This window comes from Hoylesella nanceiensis DSM 19126 = JCM 15639, assembly GCF_000379965.1.
Lineage (GTDB): Bacteria > Bacteroidota > Bacteroidia > Bacteroidales > Bacteroidaceae > Prevotella > Prevotella nanceiensis.
This window is the reverse complement of sequence record NZ_KB904333.1, coordinates 60,302-79,271: the sequence shown is the minus strand read 5'-3', so window position 1 is coordinate 79,271 and position 18,970 is coordinate 60,302. Positions and strand designations below refer to the sequence as shown.

The following is an 18,970-nucleotide window of genomic DNA, read 5'->3' as shown; positions in this document are numbered from 1 at the left end:
GACTAATCGAATAAACAAACAAATGAAAAGAACATTACTTTTTGCGCTAACAGTGTTAGCCAATAGTGTGCTTGCGAGCGCAAATCCTATTACAAAAGGACAGGCATTGAACATTGCTTCTAAGTATATTAGCAACCCAACGCTGTCGAACAAAATACCTAAAACACGCTCATTAAAAGCAAACGAGCAACCAGCTTATTATATTTTCACCAGCTCTAACGATGATAAGTTCGTTATTGTATCAGGAGAAAGCAAGCTAAATGAAGTGGTTGCTTATGGAGATAAGATGTCGAAAGATGAGAGTAAGCAATCACCCTACTTCAAACAGTTCTTAAAAGACTATGAAAGAGTGGTGAAAGCTGTACGTAGCAATACCATACAAGCATCAACCACACCAAGCCAACTCAAACGAAAAGTAGAACCATTGCTAACTTGTAAGTGGAGTCAATACTTTCCATTTAATAAATATACCCCTGTAATTGATGGTAAAACAACCCCTACAGGTTGTGTGGCAACAGCCACTGCACAAGTGATGTATCACCATAAATGGCCAAAAAATCGCCCTGCAGACTATATAGCATCAACAGGGGATGAGGCCAGAAAGAGCAGTACTTATTGGTGGGATGATATGAAAGATACCTCGGATAAGATGTTTTCAAGTCGTTCTCAACAAGCTGTTGGAGTTTTAATGTATGATATTGGTAAGGCAGTTAGAATGAGATATTATCATAAAGGAAGTGATTCTAACTTGGAAAACGCATGCAATGCCCTTCGTCATACATTTAATTATACAGTGCGATATCTTGTTAAAGACGTTCTACCTGCAAATGAATTCCTAAAAGAAGTGATGCAAGAGCTATCTGATGGATATCCTGTTTTAGTTGTAGGAGGACCTCATGCCTTTGTTTATGACGGCTATGATGAGCAAGGATTTATACACACTAACTGGGGTTGGGGTGGTCAAGAAGACGGCTATTTCGATATAAATACCGTTTATTTAAATGTTTCTGGATTTGCACTTAGTGGTACTTTCTGGGACGATATTTCTGTTGTATTTGCACATCCAAACAATGGAATAGCAACTCCTTTCAAGGATATAGAACGTGCTTTAAATGCTCGTTTAACCACAACATTTACTATTAATAAAACACAAGGAGTACGAAACGAAAGCTTTTCTGCAGAAATTAAAAGGGTAGGAGCATATAGTTCTGCGAAAGAAGGCTTAGGAGTATTCACCGGAAAGGTTGGTCTTGCGCTCTATGATGATCAAAATAAGCGAGTAAAAATATTCAAATCAAACAGTGATAATATTCAATGGGCTACTATTTTCACCACATTTAATTTTGATGTATACAACATTAATTTTGAAGGATTGCCCAATGGTAACTATCGTTTGGTGCCTGTTTACTCAGAAATGCTTGATCCTGTAACCAAAGAAAATGGTGAATGGAAGCCTATAAACTACGCTAATGAGATACAGGTAGAACTTACATCAAATGAAGTTCGTATGAATGAGAACAATCCTAAAAATGATGTAACAATGGAAAAGGCACCAAGTTTGTTGGCACCTTTCTATGAAAATTCAGGTAGTATGGCTGCTTTTAGCTTTACAATGTACAACCCAGGCCGTGAAGAAGTGCGTGGTGACTTGGTGATGACATTCAAAAATAAAGCAACCAATGAAGAGTTTAATGGTTTCTTACTTACTCCTAACGTGGTAGCTCAACGTCTTGGACATACTTCTTTCACTATAAGAATGTTAGCACAATATTACCAATCAGGTAGAATAGGTAGTTTATCGCCAGGTAAATACGATGTAACCTTTTCGATAAAGGCTAAAAGAAAGGGAGCAGAGGAGGTTGTTGTTCCTATCAAAATGCAAAAGCCTTTTGAAGTAGAAGTATTGCCTTATGTAAATAGAGGAACAATTGAGTTTAACTTTGTAGACTTCCTTGTAGATGGTAAAGATGCTAATTATAGCACCTTCGAACTAAACAAAATAAGTGAAATTGGTTTGCAAGTGCATTCAAAAATATCGGGTTGGGTAATTAAAGATGGTTATCGTGGTCCACTATATTATCGTTTGTACGACCTAACTGCAGATAAATGGATTGAGGTAGGCTCTCTAAATAATGTGAATTTGCCTTATGGAGATCTAAAGAATGCAGCATCAACACGCATCACTTTCCCTGCTTCAAAATTAGAAAAGAATCACTCTTACGAAGTACATATTGAGATTGTGAGAAACGGAAATCGTGAAGATGTTTGGAATCCTCTTACATTCCGCAATACATTCCACGCAGTAGACAAATTGAAAGCCACAGGTATTGGCTCGCTCGAAAGCGAAAATAAAGCTCCAAAGCACATCTATAACGTTCAAGGAGTGCGCCAAACACAGGCTTGGGATGCCCTTCCTGCAGGTGTCTACATTGTAGATGGTAAGAAAATAATGAAGAAATAAACATAGATTAGTTCCGTTTTAAGGTAGAAAGGAAATGTAGCTAAAAGGTTGTCTTTATGCAAATAGAGACAACCTTTTTTGATGTTGCCACCCAACGTGAAATAGAAGCAAATCTAAAGCTATGCTATTGCATGGTAAAAGCGTTGTTTTTAGACTCTAATAGCAGTGATTTTGCAACGCAAAAGCATTGAGTTTTGAAAGTGATGAAAAGGATGTGAAAAAGTAACTACATTTTTCTTCTTTTCCTTTCATGGGTTTTCTCTTATCGAAAAATCGTCCTGTTAGGGCTATAAAAAACTCTTACCTCAACTCTTTACCAAAAAAATATTTATACTTTTGTAATTGAAATCATTATAGAGCAAAACGTAATGTCCTCTTTTTTCAATAAAATAAAAAACAAACTTCAACAACTTTCATTCCGCACAGGTGTTATCATCACACTTTGTTGCATTCCTTTTTACATCTTGTCGTTTGCGCAAATGGCTCTCGATATCGACGTAAAAACAAAAGGAATTCTTTGGGTTGTGCTCTTTGGACTTGCCAAAATATTTCAATATACGGGCTTAACCATCTTGGGAGTGGAGGGTTATAAGCGATTGAAGCAATATTTTAAGAAAAAATAGAGAGAGCAATTGCAGGGCTAAGGTAGGCGAAAGGCAGTGCTAAACGAAAAGTAAAAACTTTGCTTTTTGTGCAATAAAAAATCAAAAGCATAGAGGTGTTTTCCAAATAAAATACTATATTTGTGATGAATAAAAACCAATAAATCTATGCTCACTATTGATAAATTCTACAATGCACGTATTGTACTCGAGAATATCTTGCGAAAAACCGATTTAGTGCATACTAAAAAGGTGAATACAACATGCGAAGTGTATCTTAAACCCGAATGTTTACAACGCACAGGGTCGTTTAAAATAAGAGGAGCTTACTATAAAATATCGCAACTTTCGGATGAAGAAAAGGCGAAAGGAGTGGTTGCTTGCTCGGCAGGAAACCATGCACAAGGAGTGGCTTTGGGTGCAACTTCTATGGGAATAAAGTCTTTAATATGCCTACCAGAAGCGGCTCCGATGAGCAAAGTGGAAGCAACAAGACGTTTAGGAGCAGAGATTTGCTTGGTGCCAGGGGTGTATGACGATGCCTATAATCGTGCACTTGCCATGAGAGACGAATTTGGTTATACCTTTATTCATCCTTTTAATGACGAGAATGTTATTGCTGGTCAGGGCACTATTGCATTGGAAATTCTCGAAGAATTGCCCGATGTAGACGTGATTGTGGTGCCTGTTGGAGGCGGAGGACTGATTTCTGGAGTGGCTTATGCGGCTAAAACGCTGAATCCTAACATCAAAGTATATGGCGTTCAGGCAGAAAATGCGGCGAGTATGCTTCGAAGTTTAGAAGCCAAAGAACCTGTGCTTTTAACCTCAGTGAGCACTATTGCTGACGGAATAGCCGTTAAAAAGCCTGGAGACATCACCTTTGACATTTGCTCGAACTATGTTGATGGGGTAGTGACTGTTAGCGAAGAGGAGATTTGTGCTGCCATATTGCGATTGATTGAGAAAAAGAAAATGGTGGCAGAAGGTGCTGGTGCTGTGGCTGTTGCTGCGGTGATGTTCGACAAAATACCTGTTGAAGGCAAAAAAGTGGTGTGTCTTGTGAGTGGAGGTAACATCGATGTAACAACGCTCGGTCGTGTGATTAGTAGCGGATTGATAGCCAGTGGTCGCCTATGCTCAATACACATTGAAGTGAACGATCAACCAGGTACACTCGCACAAACATGCGCAATTGTGTCAAAATTAGGCGCAAACATCATAAGTGTGCATCACGACAGAGCCATGAGCAAAGGAAATGTAAGGGTATGTGTGGTGAAACTTACTGCAGAAACACGTAATGAGGAGCATCTTCTCGAAATAAAATCCACCTTAAAGAAACAGGGTTTCAACGTTGTGAATGATTAAAATTGATGTGAAGACTCATCATTTTTAGGTATTACACCGCAATTTAGAATATCATAGATAAACAATATAATCAATAAAGATAAAAAATCAATTATGAAAACAATTCAAACAACTAAGGCACCAGCCGCAATTGGACCTTATAGTCAAGCCGTAGAAGCTAATGGTTTTGTGTTTGCTTCAGGACAATTAGGTATTAATCCTGCTACAGGAGAATTCGTAGAGGGAGATGTTCAAGCTCAAACTCGCCAAGCATTGACCAATGCTCGTGCAATAATGAATGAGGCTGGACTTGATCTTAACAACGTAATTAAAACAACAGTGTTCTTAAGTGATATGGCTAACTTTGCAGCAATGAACGAAATTTATGCAGAGTTCTTTAGCGAACCATATCCTGCTCGTTCTGCAGTGGCAGTGAAAACACTTCCAAAGAACGCTCTTGTAGAAGTAGAATGTATAGCTGTTCGCCCCTAATTATCTATATATAAAATAGGTGTTTGCCATCAATTCTTTTGTGAAAAATCAGCATAAAAGGGTTGATGGCATTTTATTTTGCATTTAATATATTTTTAACATTCTTCTTGCAAATGGTTATTTTTATTGCATTTTGGGCGGTTTTGTAATGTGGAGTTTGCAAAATCATCACTTGTAGGTATTGCGTATATGTATAATTATATATACTTTTGCACTGCAATTTGATGATAAAATCAACAATTGTAACGAAAAATAAAACAGAAAGTACTTTCGAGTACGCTTTTAATAACAAAACAAATACAACTCAAAATGAAGAACGAATGGAGAGGATTTAAAGGCAGTCACTGGACAGAAGATATCGATGTACGTGCCTTTATCCAAGACAACTACACTGCTTATGATGGTAATGCTGACTTCTTAGCAGGTCCAACAGAAGCAACTAATAAGCTTTGGACACTACTACAAGGCCTTCAAAAAGAAGAAAGAGCAAAGGGTGGAGTTCTTGATATGGAAACAAAAATAGTATCAAGTATGACTGCTTATCCTGCAGCTTATATGGGCGAAGGTACCAAAGAACTTGAAAAGATCGTTGGATTGCAAACAGATAAGCCTCTAAAACGTGCATTTATGCCTTATGGAGGTATTAAGATGGCAGAGCAAGCTTGTACTACTTATGGTTACGAACCAGCTCCTGAACTTCATAAAATATTTACTGAATACCACAAAACTCACAACGAAGGGGTATTTGATGCATATACAGATGAAATGAAATTGGTGCGTCATAACCACATTTTAACAGGTCTTCCCGACACTTATGGACGTGGACGTATCGTCGGAGACTATCGTCGTGTAGCTTTATATGGTGTTGATTTCTTGATAGAGAAAAAGAAAGCTGACCTTAGAAACACTGGATGTGGCGTGATGACTGATGAGATTATCCGTCAAAGAGAAGAAATATCTATGCAAATAAAGGCCTTGAAGGAAATGAAGGAAATGGCTCTTATTTATGGATATGATATCTCTCGTCCTGCAATGAACGCACATGAGGCTGTGCAATGGCTATACTTTGGCTACTTGTCTGCTATCAAAACACAGAACGGAGCAGCGATGTCGGTTGGTCGTATCTCTACTTTCTTGGATATATATATTCAACGTGACATGGAAGAAGGTACTCTAACAGAAAGCGAAGCACAAGAACTTATCGACCACTTGGTAATGAAATTCCGTATGGTTAAGTTCGCTCGTATCCCTTCTTACAATCAACTTTTCTCTGGAGATCCTATCTGGGCGACCCTAGAAATGGCGGGTATGGGTATGGATGGACGTTCAATGGTTACAAAGAACGATTTCCGTTTCCTTCATACTCTTGAGAACATGGGTCCTTCTCCTGAACCAAACTTAACTGTATTGTATTGCTCTCGCCTTCCAGAAGGTTTCAAACAATATGCGTCTAAGATCTCTGTTACAACCAGTTCAATACAATATGAGAACGATGATGTAATGCGTCCGATATGGGGAGACGACTATTCTATCTGCTGTTGTGTATCTGCAACACAGACAGGAAAGGAGATGCAGTTCTTCGGAGCACGTGCAAATCTAGCTAAATGTTTGTTATATGCAGTGTCAGGAGGTGTTGATGAGAAGACAAAAGAACAATGCGGACCTGCTTATAGACCAATTTCTGGAGATGTATTGAACTACGATGAGTTCCTACCTCGATTCATTGATATGATGGAATGGTTAGCTGGTATTTATGTAAATACCCTTAACTTGATTCATTATATGCACGACAAGTACTTCTATGAGGCTGCAGAATTAGCATTAATCGATACCAATGTGCGCAGAACTTTCGCAACTGGAATAGCTGGTTTCAGCCATGTTGTAGACAGCTTGTGTGCAATTAAATATGCAAAAGTAAGTATTATCAGAGATGAGAACGGTTTACCTGTAGACTTTAAGACTGAAGGTGAGTTCCCAAAATATGGTAATGATGATGATAGAGCTGATGACATTGCAGTATGGTTGTTGAAGACTTTCATGACAATGATACGTCGTCACCACACATATCGTGATTCAGAAGCAACCACAAGTATTCTAACTATCACCTCAAACGTGGTATATGGTAAGGCAACAGGTAACACTCCTGATGGAAGAAGAGCTGGAGCTCCATTCGCTCCAGGTGCAAATCCATCTTATGGAGCAGAGAAAAACGGTCTACTTGCATCGTTAAACTCAACTGCTAAGCTTCCTTATGAATACGCACTTGATGGTATTTCAAATACACAAACGATCAGTCCTACTACTTTAGGACACACAGAAGAGGAGCAAGTAGAAACACTTGTGAACGTAATGGACGGCTACTTCGATCGTGGCGCACACCATTTGAACGTGAATGTCTTTGGTGTTGAAAAGCTCATCGATTGTATGGAGCACCCTGAAAAAGAAGAATATGCAAACTTTACTATTCGTGTTAGCGGATATGCAGTGAAGTTTATCGACCTAACTCGTGAGCAACAGTTAGACGTTATCGCACGTCAAGCTCATGGACGTATGGCATAATAGCCTTTGGTTGTATAACAATATTAAAGTGCAAAGGCTCGAAATATAGTCTTTGCACTTTTCTTTTTATATCGGATAACTGCCCAAGTGGCTGTTTATTCAAGGCAAAGAATCATATTATAACACAAAAACAACACTTTATTTAGTATCTTTCATTATGACAAAAGCTGCAGTACATTCAGTTGAAACCTTTGGGTCTGTTGATGGACCAGGTATTCGTTTTATCATATTTCTTAAGGGTTGCAAGCTTCGTTGCAGATATTGTCACAACCCAGATACATGGAATCCCGATTCAAAAGATATGCGTTCGGCAGATGAATTGCTCGAACAGGCTTTGAAATATCGTACTTATTGGGGAAAGAAAGGCGGTATTACGGTTAGTGGAGGAGAGGCTTTATTGCAAATGGACTTTATGATTGAACTCTTTAAAAAGGCCAAAAAGCTTGGTATTCATACCTGCATAGACACCGCAGCCCAACCATTTACAAGAGAAGAGCCCTTCTTTAGCAAGTTTAATGAGTTGATGGAATATACAGATTTGTTGTTGTTTGATTTGAAACACATCGATAGTAACGAGCATAAGAAATTGACAGGACGAGAGAATGACAATATTCTCGACTGCGCTCTTTACCTCTCTGAGCTACAAAAGCCAGTGTGGATACGTCATGTACTCGTTCCAACAATAACCGATAATGATGAATATTTGCATCAATTACGTGCCTTTATAGATCGATTGAATAATGTAGAACGAGTGGAAGTGTTGCCCTATCATGCTTTAGGCGTGTATAAATGGGAGCAGATGGGCATTCCTTATACATTGAATGATGTGGCTTCTCCAGAACAAGAAAGAGTGGATAATGCTCGCAAAATATTAGGAGCAGTGTAGTTCCTGCATAAGAACAGGAAAATAGAAGACATAGAAAAAGCTCGAAAGAGATTTCTCATTGGTTACCAATATATAATAATGTGGAAACCAAAAGAAAGGCAAATAGCCTTTAGAGAACCTCTTTCGAGCTTTAATTATTACTATTTTTTCAATTCATCAGTAAACGAATAAGGAGCATCTTTCTCGTTTATTCCCCTTTGTTTATTGGGTTCTTTACTCATGTTATAAACGATATTGCAGCCTTTAAGTAGGTCAGAATGATTGAAGAACGTTTTAGAATAAGGAGCACCATTTATCGTAATACTATTGATAAAACGGTTCTCTTCGCTGTTCTTTGGCGCATTCAATGTGATAGTCTTGCCATTTTCGAGATGCAATTGCATTTTCTTGAAATAAGGAGAGCCTATCACATATTGTGTAGTTCCAGGACAAACAGGATAGAACCCCATTGCACTAAACACATACCAAGCCGATGTTTGACCATTATCTTCATCTCCGCAATAGCCATCAGGAGCACTTGTGTAAAGGCGATTCATCACTTCTCTAATCCAATATTGAGCTTTCCATGGCTCACCAGAATAGTTATATAGGTAGATTGCGTGCTGAATAGGTTGGTTTCCGTGTGCATAGTTACCCATATTCATAATCTGCATTTCACGTATTTCGTGAATCACTCCGCCATAATAGCTATCGTCGAAGATAGGAGGAAGATTGAAAACAGAGTCGAGCATAGCGTTAAAGTGTTGCTTTCCGCCCATTAATTGAATTAAACCCTTCACGTCATGGAATACAGACCAAGTGTAGTGCCAGGCATTTCCTTCAGTAAATGCATCTCCCCACTTCAAAGGATTGAATGGAGTTTGGAACTTTCCATTAGCAAGTTTACCACGCATTAATTTCGATTCGCTATCGAACACGTTGCGATAGTTAAGTGCACGTTGTTTAAAAGGAGCTAACTCTTTTGCAGACTTGCCCAATTTCTTTCCTAATTGATAGATACACCAGTCGTCGTAAGCATATTCAAGGGTACGAGCAACGCTCTCATTGATTTTTACATCGTATGGAACATAGCCCAACTTGTTGTAATATTCAACACCTTTTCTACCCGTAGAACCCACCTTTGGATGCACATTGTTAGCACCATGTTTCACTGCTTGCCAAAGAGTTTCAATGTCGTAGTTACCTAAACCCTTAATGCATGCATCAGAAACAACCGATGCAGAGTTGTTACCCACCATGCAATCACGATGTCCAGGACTTGCCCATTCGGGTAAGAAACCACTCTCTTTATAAGCATTGGCTAAACCTTCTTGCATCATTTCGTTCATCTTTGGATACATAAGGTTGAGGAATGGGAACAAACAACGAAAGGTATCCCAGAATCCAGTGTCTGTAAACATATAGCCAGGAAGCACCTTTCCGTTATAAGGACTGTAGTGTATGATGTTGCCTTGTGCGTCTTTTTCGTAGAAACTACGTGGGAATAGCACCGAACGATATAAGCAAGAGTAGAAAGTGCGCATATTATCTACATTGTCATCTTCCACCTCTATGCGTCCAAGAACATCGTTCCAGCGTTGTTTGCCTTGTTCTTTTATCACGTCAAACGAGTTGTTGCCCAATTCTTTTAGATTGATTTCAGCTTGTTCGGCACTGATAAATGATGATGCAACACGTGCTTCAATCTGCTCGCCTCGTTGAGTTTCAAAACTAACAATAGCCCCAGCATGATCGCACGACACGCTTTCTACACCCTCTTTTAATGTTCCATTTTTAACAGCTGCAACGCTCTTAAAGGGTTTGTTGAATACAATTACAAAGTAGTTCTTAAAGTTTTCGGGCACACCACCGCTATTTTTGGTAGTATAACCAATAATCTTGCGTTCAGAAGGGATAATAGTTACTTCCGAACCTTTGTCGAAAGCATCTATCACCACATTCGAAGCATCATTTTTAGGGAATGTAAATCGAAATATGGCAGCACGTTCTGTTGGCGCAATCTCAGAGGTAATGTCATAATCAGCGAGGTAAACCTTATAATAATAAGGTGTAGCCTGCTCTGCTTTATGTGAGAACCAAGAAGCTCGTTCGTCTTCATTAAAGATGCGTTTGCCCGTTGTTGGCATTATAGAAAACTGTCCGTAATCATTTATCCATGGGCTTGGTTGGTGCGTTTGTTTAAACCCTCTAATCTTTTCTGCAGTGTAAGTATAAGCCCATCCGTCGCCCATTTTACCCGTTTGAGGCATCCAAAAGTTCATACCCCATGGCAAAGCGATGGCAGGATAGGTGTTACCTGTAGATAAGGCGTAAGAAGATTGAGTTCCGACAAGTGTGCTAACATCGTCTACAATGCTTTTCTTCGCTTGATCAACGCTGCTCGAAAGCAACATTGCAAGCGAAAAAAATGCTGATAATATTATGGTTTTATTCATTTCGTCTAATAGTTTTTATTCAGAATTATTGAAGTGGTGCTGTGCTACTGCGTTGAGCTGATAGTAGAACATTGAGCTTTCCATCGTCTATTAACTTGATAATCAATTCGCCAAATAGCGTGTTTTGCCATGCAAACCAATCTCTTGTGTATTTAGAAGGATTGTCTTTATTAAACGATTCATGAATAAATCCTTTTCCTGCGTCTGTATTCATCAATTGTTCGATGCACCATTTAATTTCAGCATCATCGTTAGAAGTAAATGCTTTCATCATAATTGTCATAGGCCAAATCATATCATAGCCTGTATGAGGACTACCAATACCTTCGCCTGCAGTGCCTTTAAAGAAGTAAGGGTTGTCTTTACTCCACACAAACTTACGGGTGTTTTGGTATATTGGGTCGTTACTTGGAACGTCACCTAAATAGCTTAGGCCTAAAAGAGAAGGCACATTAGCATCGTCCATCAATAATTGACTGCCAAAGCCATCTACCTCAAACGCATAGATCTTACCATATTTAGGGTGATTTACCACTGCATATTTTTGCAGAGCATCGTGTACTTCGTTAGCAAGATTGGTGCAATTGCTTGCCAATTGACTATCCTTATTAACCGTGTTCAAAATTTCTGCAGCCTTATTCAATGACGATACAGCCATAAAGTTAGATGGAACCAGGAACAAGAAAGTTGTTGCATCGTCGCTTGGACGGAATACTGAGGCGATAAGACCAACAGGATTAACAGGTGAACCGAATCCTGAATTGGAAGCAGTATCTAATTGTCGTGCTGTTTCTCGCATGAAACTATAAGATCCCTTGCCATCTTTTCTTTGTTGTTCACGGAACGTTTTGAGAATATTTTTTACTGCTTTTTGCCATTCTTCGCCAAAGATAGAAGTGTCTCCAGTGATCTTCCAGTACTCATAAGCAAGGCGAATAGGGTAGCAAAGCGAGTCGATTTCGTATTTGCGCTCGTGTAATTCTGGTTTCATATCAGTCCAATCCTTTTGCCATTCGCCACCTGTTGGACCCATGTTGAATGCATTTGCATAAGGATCAATATTGATACATTTCAATTGTCGTAAGATAACGCCACGCAACATCTTACGAAGATTTTCGTCCTTGTTGACAAAACGCAAGTAAGGCCACACCTGTGCGCTCGAGTCTCTCAACCACATTGCAGGAATATCTCCTGTTACAACAAAGGTATCATCTGTGCCATTGAAGTGTACAGTGGTGTCGAGTGTGTTGGGATAGCAGTTTTCGAACATCCAAGCTAGGTATGGATTCTTTCTAAGAAGCTTAGTAACTTCTTTAATTTTCTTCTCTATCACGTCTGATTTAAATAAACGTTCGCTCTCTTGTGGGCGATTGCTTTTAATGAAAGTGTTGTCTTTCACAGCCACCATAGAAGCGTTGTTGAGCGACAAATTACCAGCATTTGCAGTGCTGAACGATAGAGACAGCGTTAGAGCTGTTGCGAAAATGATGTTTCTTTTTTGTTTCATAGTAATGTATATAATATGTTTTCTTATTTAATAGATCGTTTCTTATCTCCTTAAAAGTCTCAAGAAATCGCTTAAATGCATCTCGCATACAATCCAAAAAGGCTTTTCTGCAAAGTTAGTTATTAAAAATGAGAAAACAATATTTATGTCTTATTAAAATTGAGATAAGTCAAACTTTCTTTAAAACCGAAACCACTTTGAATAGACATAAAATGCAAGTGCGTTGTAAAAGTGTTGCTATTGGGAGCAAAAAGCATTGAGATTAGGGCGCAATAGCATTGCTTTTGCAAGGGAAAAGCAGTGATTTTACTTTAGAAGAAGATAGAGGTAGAAAGATAGGCAAATGATGGTTGCCCATCAATTGTAAAGAATTAGGTGAAAAAGATAATGAGTTGAGGTGATAAGAATACGAAAAGACCCCCTTATTATATAATGTGTAAAAACGAGAACTATGTTTTTTTACAAAGTTCCCAAAATGCAACAGCCGATGCTGCAGCCACATTTAGCGAGTCGACAGCGTTATGCATGGGTATTTTAACAACATAATCAGTATTTAAAATTGTTGATTCTGCCAAGCCATCTCCCTCAGTCCCCAAAATAATAGCCAACTTCTTTTCTTTCTTTAGACGTGCATCGTCGATGTCGATAGAATTGTGTCGCAATGCCATAGCAACGGTTTTAAAGTCATGTTGTGCCACTTCTTCGATGCCATTATCGAGCCATGTCCATGGAATAAGAAAGATAGAGCCCATCGAAACACGCACGGCTCGTCGATTAAAGGGGTCGCACGAACTCTTAGTTAATAGTATTCCATCGATCCCAAGTGCTGTCGCCGAGCGGAAGATTGCACCGATATTCGTTGTATCTACAACCCCGTCGATAATGGCAATGCGTGAAGCTGTGTCGCAAATGCTTTCGACAGAGGGGAGAGTAGGGCGTTTCATGGCGCACAATACACCACGACTTAGCGTATAACCCGTTATCGATGCTAAGACATCTCGTGTGCCAGTGTATATGGGTATCGTTGGATTTTGAGTGATGATGTGTGCAGCATCGCCCGTGATATGACGTTCTTCGCATAGAAGAGCCGTAGGAATAAAGCCTTGTCGAAGAGCAACTTCAATCACTTTAGGACTCTCGGCAATAAACAAACCCTTGTCGGAATGTTGCTTATTGCGTAGCTGAGCCTCTGTAAGTGCATAGAAAATGTCTACTCCAGGGTGATCTAATGAATCGATATAGATGATGGGCATCGTACAAAAAGAACGTTACTTTTAAGATATAAGTCCCATTTGTTTTGCCTTGTTGGTGAGTAATTCCATCAAAGCCTCACGTTCGTTGGGAACCACATTGTCGAGAACAGCATTCTTAAGCGTTTGCTTTAAGGTTCCAACAGCAGGTCCTTGAGGAAGATGGAACATCTCCATAATCTCGTTTCCGTCTATCACTGGTTGTAAAGCACGCTTGTAGTCACGCTCCTTTAAATCTTCAATCTTCTCACGAACAATGCGGAAGTTATCTAAGAAACGTTGCTTTCTCATAGAGTTCTTCGTTGTGATATCGGCCTCGCAAAGTGTCATTAAGTCGTCGATGTTGTCGCCTGCATCGTTAATTAAACGTCGAACAGCACTGTCTGTAACCACATCATCGGCAATAACAATAGGTCGCATGTGTAGGTCTACCATTGATTGTACATACTTCATCTTAGCATCTAATGGTAGTTTTAGGCGTCTAAACATTTGCGGAATCATTTTAGCTCCGATGAAATTATGGTTGTGGAAGGTCCAACCTGCAAGGTTTTCCCATCGCTTACTCTTTGGCTTTCCAATGTCATGAAGCAGTGCTCCCCATCTAAGCCATAAGTTATCGGTGTGTTTAGCGATGTTGTCTAAAACCTCAAGAGTGTGATAAAAGTTGTTCTTATGCGCTCTTCCGTTGCGTGTTTCCACAATATCAAGGGCGCAAAGTTCAGGGAGTATAATTTGAAGCAACCCGCATCTGTAAAGGTCTATGAATCCTTTACTTGGCGTTTTGCATAACATAATCTTATTGAGTTCGTCGCTAATACGCTCTCCACTGATAATTTTTATTCTTTCAGCATTCTCTATTAGCGCATCAAAAGTTTCGTCTTCGATAAAGAAATTCAATTGAGTGGCGAAACGAATACAGCGCAACATGCGCAAAGGGTCATCAGAAAAGGTGATATTTGGTTCGAGAGGTGTGCGTATAATTCCATCTTCTAAGTCTTCTATTCCATAGAAAGGGTCTACCAATTCGCCAAATCTTGCACTGTTTAAACACACTGCAAGGGCATTGATAGTAAAGTCTCTGCGGTTCTGATCGTCTTCAAGTGTGCCGTCTTCAACTATTGGTTTTCTCGAATTTCGTTGATAGCTCTCTCGTCTTGCACCAACAAATTCAACCTCTATACCTTTATATTTAACCTGAGCAGTGCCAAAATTGCGAAAAACAGATAAGTGAGCGCCATGCCCAAGCATAGCTTTTAGTTTCTCGGCAACGGCAATTCCGCTTCCAACTACAACAATATCAATATCTTTCGAGGGGCGTTCTAAAAATAAATCTCTTACGTATCCGCCTACAACATAGCACTCTAATGATAGTGCATCGGCGGCTTTAGAAATTAAGTGAAATATGTCTTGATTTAGAATCTTAGCTAAATCAGAGTTTGAAAGATTTCTCATCCTAATGTAAATTCTTCTTAATATGCCTACAAAGATAGTAAAAATACCCTTTTAAAAGTACTCACTATGGATATTTTTCGTATTTTTGTGGCATGAAGAAATATGTTTTCATAATGCTAGTTCTTTTTATTGCAGTGGCATGTAATCAAAGTCAATGCAATAAAGCGGCTCAAATGCTTGAGGATATAGACACCTATTATAATGAAGGTGACTATAAACGAGCATTGGACTCTATCTCTGCGCTACGTGTGAAGTATCCTTCTGCGATAGAAGAACGTAAAAAAGCTCTTGTAATTTGGCAAAAAGCATCGCTTAAACAAGCCGAACAAGAAATTGTGAAAACTGATTCTGCATTGCAAAACATTCCCAACCGCATTGCAAGTGCCGAGACATTGTTGCAAAAGAATCGCTTAGGTTTAACCAGAGATTCATTAAGAGCTCGCTATGATGCAATGTGTAGTGTTGTGAGAATGATAAAAATTAGAATGAAACAAGAGATTTGTAAAGAGTAAAAAGGTCATTTTCCTTTTTATTTTGCCATTTCATTTGAAATGCGTAAATTTGCACTTACGTTATGGAAAAAGGAAATACAGAAGAACAATTTCAGGCAGCATTATTGACATGTCGTAATGTTTTTGCTTCAAAGTTACACGATTATGGACCATCGTGGCGCATTCTTCGTCCCTCATCTCTTACAGATCAGCTCTTTATTAAAGCCAAACGAGTTCGCTCTTTGGAAATAAAAGGAGAGTCATGGGTGAACGAAGGTATCCTACCAGAATTCATAGCAATGGTGAATTATGGTTTGATTGGTTTGATACAGCTTGTTCATGGCTTTTCAGATACAATCGATATAACTGCTGAAACTGCCCTTGAATTGTACGACAAGTATGCAAACACTGTCCTACAATTGATGATAAAGAAGAATCACGACTATGATGAAGCATGGCGAGAGATGCGTGTTAGTAGTTATACTGATTTGATTTTGACCAAGATTCAGCGCATAAAGGAAATTGAAAACCTTGATGGTAAAACTCTTGTTTCTGAAGGAATTGATTCCAACTATATGGACATTGTAAACTATTCAGTGTTCGGCATTATCAAACTCTGTGAGTAGTATTAAAAATATCATAGTGAACTTGTGTCGCTTGTTATTAGCGATTACATTCATTTTTTCGGGATATGTAAAGGCTGTAGACCCACTTGGGACACAATATAAACTGCAAGAATATCTCGAAAGTGTATCTTTACACTCTTTTATACCAAGTTGGTTGGTTCTGGTTATTGCTGTTCTTATTGCGGCAATAGAATTCTCTTTAGGTATATTCGCATTGTTTGCTGTTCGCAGAAGGTCTACTTCTAAGTGGTTATTGGTGATTATGTCGATAATGACAGTTATCACTTTTGCGGTTTATTTCTTTAATCCTATTCGTGATTGCGGTTGCTTTGGCGATGCAATTAAATTGACAAACGGACAAACCTTACTAAAGAATATCATCTTGTTGGGCTGTTCTGCGCTCTTATGTTATCGTCCTTTGCGAATGATTCGATTCATTTCAAAGAGCAATCAATGGCTTCTTATCAATTATACCATTATCTTTATTCTGGTAACAAGTGTTTATAGCTTATACAAACTACCTATATTTGATTTCCGACCATATCACATTGGAGCGGATATTAAGAAGGGAATGGAGATTCCAAGCGATGCGGAAACACCTCAATACGAGACTACCTTTATATTAAAGAAAGATGATGTGCAGAAAGAATTTACGTTAAATGATTATCCAGACAGCTCTTGGACGTTTGTAGATTCAAAGACAAAGCTCGTTAAAGAGGGCTATGTTCCACCAATAAAAGATTTCTCTATCTCTACAAAGAGAGGTAAAGACATCACCGACTCGATTCTAAATAATAAAGGATATACCTTCTTATTAATTGCACCTTGGTTGGAAAAGGCAGACGATACCAATTTTGGTGAGATCGATAGACTATACGAATACGCCCTAGATAAAGGCTATCCTTTTTATTGTTTAACTGCAAGTGGTGACAATGGAATCAACTCTTGGATTGAACTTACAGGTGCGGAATATACTTTCTGTCATACAGATGGAACCACATTAAAGACGATTATTCGAAGCAATCCAGGTTTATTGCTCTTAAAAGACGGAAAAGTGGTGAACAAATGGAGTCACAATGATTTTCCAAGAGATGAGGAATTAAAAGGCAACTTAGATGAGCTTGCCATCTCAAAGCCACACGTTGCAAGTACAATGACAAAGATATCAAAAATCTTTTTGTGGTATTTGTTACCCTTAATCCTACTCTCTATTGCTGATAGAATATGGGCTTGGAGTCGTTGGGTCAAAGAAAAAGAAAAGTCAAATAAATTATATAACAAACTCTTTAAAAAGAAAATAAATATGAGAAAGAAAATTGTAGCAGGTAATTGGAAGATGAATATGAACCTGCAAGAAGGCTTAGCGTTAGCTAAAGAACTAAATGACACACTAACAGTAAACAAACCTAACTGTGATGTTGTTATCTGTACACCATTCATTCACTTAGCAATGGCTGCACAAACTCTTAACTCTGAGGTTATAGGACTTGGTGCAGAGAACTGCGCAGACAAAGAAAAAGGAGCTTACACAGGTGAAGTTTCTGCAGAAATGGTAAAGAGTACAGGTGCTCAATACGTTATCCTTGGTCACTCAGAGCGTCGTCAATATTACGGAGAAACACCAGAAATATTGAAAGAAAAAGTTCTTTTAGCTCTTAAGAACAATCTTAAAGTGATCTTCTGTATTGGTGAATCACTTGAAGAAAGAGAAGCTAACAAGCAAAACGAAGTTGTTAAAGCTGAGCTAGAAGGTTCTGTGTTCAATCTAACAGCAGAAGAATTCAAGAACGTAATCATTGCTTATGAACCAATTTGGGCTATTGGTACAGGTAAAACTGCTACTTCTGACCAAGCAGAAGAAATACATGCATACATCCGTTCAGTAGTTGCTGAGAAGTACGGAGACGCAGTTGCACAAGAAACTAGCATCCTTTACGGTGGTAGCTGTAATGCAAAGAACGCTGCAGAGCTATTCTCTAAGGTTGATATCGATGGTGGTTTGATTGGTGGTGCATCACTAAAAGCTGCTGATTTCTTAGGCGTTATCGACGGTTGGAAGAAATAAATAAATTGAATATTGGGATAGTTGGCATGTAAGTGTCAACCATCTCAATATTTTCTTTTATCCAATTTAAATATATAAATAAGGTATTAGGATTATGAAACGTTTAGTTGCATTGTTCATAATGGTGTTAACTGGGGTTGCAATGGTATGTGCACAGAACTACACCGAGCACATACAACAACGCAAACAAAACCAGGGAACAGTTGTAATAAACCAAAGTAAAGAGATTTCTGAATTGGTGAATGGGGCTAAAACAGGCTCTGTTACACCCGTTGCGCCTGCTCCTCAAAAGGAAAAAGGCACCACTCCACAGGATAATAAGACTACCGAAAAAACACAACCAACTACTCCTTCTACTGCACCAACAAAGCAACCAGCCACAAATGGCACACCTGCTCCAAAGCAAGAAGGCGATTCAAAGAAAGATTCTACAAAACACGAACAAGATAAGAAGAAAGTAGAAACCCCTCAAGACGATAAAGAATTAGAAATACCAGTTGTCGATACTCGAAAGAAAGTGATGGTTGGTAGTTATAAAGTAGATGGTTATCGTGTGCAAGTTTACGCAGGAGGAAATTCTAGAAAAGACCGTCAAACAGCCGAAGAGATAGGTGCAAAGCTTAAAAGAAGCTTCCCAACAGAACCTGTTTACGTACATTTTTATTCGCCAAGATGGATTTGTCGTATCGGAAACTATCGTTCTTATGATGATGCAGTGCGCATGCTTAAAGACGTAAAAGCAATGGGATTTAAGCAAGCATCATTGGTTAGAGGTAAGATTACGGTTCAAAATTAAT

Annotated in this window: 14 protein-coding genes; 10 read left to right on the top strand and 4 right to left on the bottom strand. The window is 38.8% G+C overall.

Going from position 1 to position 18,970, the window contains the following annotated elements; all coding sequences use genetic code 11:
• Positions 1-22: 22 nt before the first annotated feature.
• The 6 genes from A3GM_RS0109235 to pflA all read left to right on the top strand — a co-directional run bounded on the left by A3GM_RS0109235 (position 23) and on the right by pflA (position 8,347).
• Complete coding sequence (locus A3GM_RS0109235) at positions 23-2,461, top strand: C10 family peptidase (RefSeq protein ID WP_018363087.1); 2,439 nt, start codon at positions 23-25, stop codon at positions 2,459-2,461.
• A 368-nt stretch (positions 2,462-2,829) separates the two neighbouring features.
• Positions 2,830-3,084 (top strand): hypothetical protein, encoded by a 255-nt coding sequence (locus A3GM_RS0109225; protein ID WP_018363085.1) that lies wholly within the window; start codon positions 2,830-2,832, stop codon positions 3,082-3,084.
• Positions 3,085-3,231: 147 nt separating this feature from the next.
• Positions 3,232-4,431 (top strand): threonine ammonia-lyase, encoded by a 1,200-nt coding sequence (ilvA, locus tag A3GM_RS0109220; RefSeq protein WP_018363084.1) that lies wholly within the window; start codon positions 3,232-3,234, stop codon positions 4,429-4,431.
• Positions 4,432-4,524: 93 nt separating this feature from the next.
• Complete coding sequence (locus A3GM_RS0109215; protein ID WP_018363083.1) at positions 4,525-4,902, top strand: RidA family protein; 378 nt, start codon at positions 4,525-4,527, stop codon at positions 4,900-4,902.
• Between the two features lie 309 nt (positions 4,903-5,211).
• Positions 5,212-7,461 carry a formate C-acetyltransferase gene (gene pflB / locus A3GM_RS0109210; RefSeq protein WP_018363082.1) on the top strand — a complete coding sequence of 750 codons (2,250 nt, stop codon included), beginning with the start codon at positions 5,212-5,214 and terminating at the stop codon, positions 7,459-7,461.
• Positions 7,462-7,618: 157 nt separating this feature from the next.
• Positions 7,619-8,347, top strand: coding sequence for a pyruvate formate-lyase-activating protein (pflA, locus tag A3GM_RS0109205; RefSeq protein ID WP_018363081.1), 729 nt, complete (start codon positions 7,619-7,621; stop codon positions 8,345-8,347).
• 140 nt (positions 8,348-8,487) lie between these two features.
• Here pflA and A3GM_RS0109200 read toward each other — a convergent pair whose 3' ends face one another.
• The 4 genes from A3GM_RS0109200 to A3GM_RS0109185 all read right to left on the bottom strand — a co-directional run bounded on the left by A3GM_RS0109200 (position 8,488) and on the right by A3GM_RS0109185 (position 14,991).
• Complete coding sequence (locus A3GM_RS0109200) at positions 8,488-10,782, bottom strand: GH92 family glycosyl hydrolase (protein ID WP_018363080.1); 2,295 nt, start codon at positions 10,780-10,782, stop codon at positions 8,488-8,490.
• 25 nt (positions 10,783-10,807) lie between these two features.
• Positions 10,808-12,289, bottom strand: a complete 1,482-nt coding sequence (locus A3GM_RS0109195; protein WP_018363079.1) for a glycoside hydrolase family 125 protein — start codon at positions 12,287-12,289, stop codon at positions 10,808-10,810.
• Between the two features lie 449 nt (positions 12,290-12,738).
• Entirely contained in the window at positions 12,739-13,542 is an 804-nt protein-coding gene (locus tag A3GM_RS0109190; RefSeq protein WP_018363078.1) for a TrmH family RNA methyltransferase, read from the bottom strand.
• Positions 13,543-13,563: 21 nt separating this feature from the next.
• Complete coding sequence (locus A3GM_RS0109185; RefSeq protein ID WP_018363077.1) at positions 13,564-14,991, bottom strand: CCA tRNA nucleotidyltransferase; 1,428 nt, start codon at positions 14,989-14,991, stop codon at positions 13,564-13,566.
• A 92-nt stretch (positions 14,992-15,083) separates the two neighbouring features.
• Here A3GM_RS0109185 and A3GM_RS0109180 point away from each other — a divergent pair, with 92 nt between their 5' ends.
• From A3GM_RS0109180 to A3GM_RS0109165, 4 genes are all read left to right on the top strand, one after another.
• Positions 15,084-15,503, top strand: a complete 420-nt coding sequence (locus A3GM_RS0109180; protein WP_018363076.1) for a hypothetical protein — start codon at positions 15,084-15,086, stop codon at positions 15,501-15,503.
• A gap of 62 nt (positions 15,504-15,565) precedes the next feature.
• The gene (locus A3GM_RS0109175; protein WP_018363075.1) at positions 15,566-16,108 is read left to right on the top strand and encodes a DUF1599 domain-containing protein; all 543 of its coding nucleotides are present in this window, start codon (positions 15,566-15,568) and stop codon (positions 16,106-16,108) included.
• Entirely contained in the window at positions 16,101-18,173 is a 2,073-nt protein-coding gene (locus A3GM_RS11190; protein ID WP_026216174.1) for a BT_3928 family protein, read from the top strand. The genes A3GM_RS0109175 and A3GM_RS11190 overlap by 8 nt, the downstream gene beginning before the upstream one ends.
• 94 nt (positions 18,174-18,267) lie before the next feature.
• Positions 18,268-18,969, top strand: coding sequence for an SPOR domain-containing protein (locus A3GM_RS0109165; protein ID WP_018363073.1), 702 nt, complete (start codon positions 18,268-18,270; stop codon positions 18,967-18,969).
• The last annotated feature ends 1 nt before the right edge of the window (position 18,970 follow it).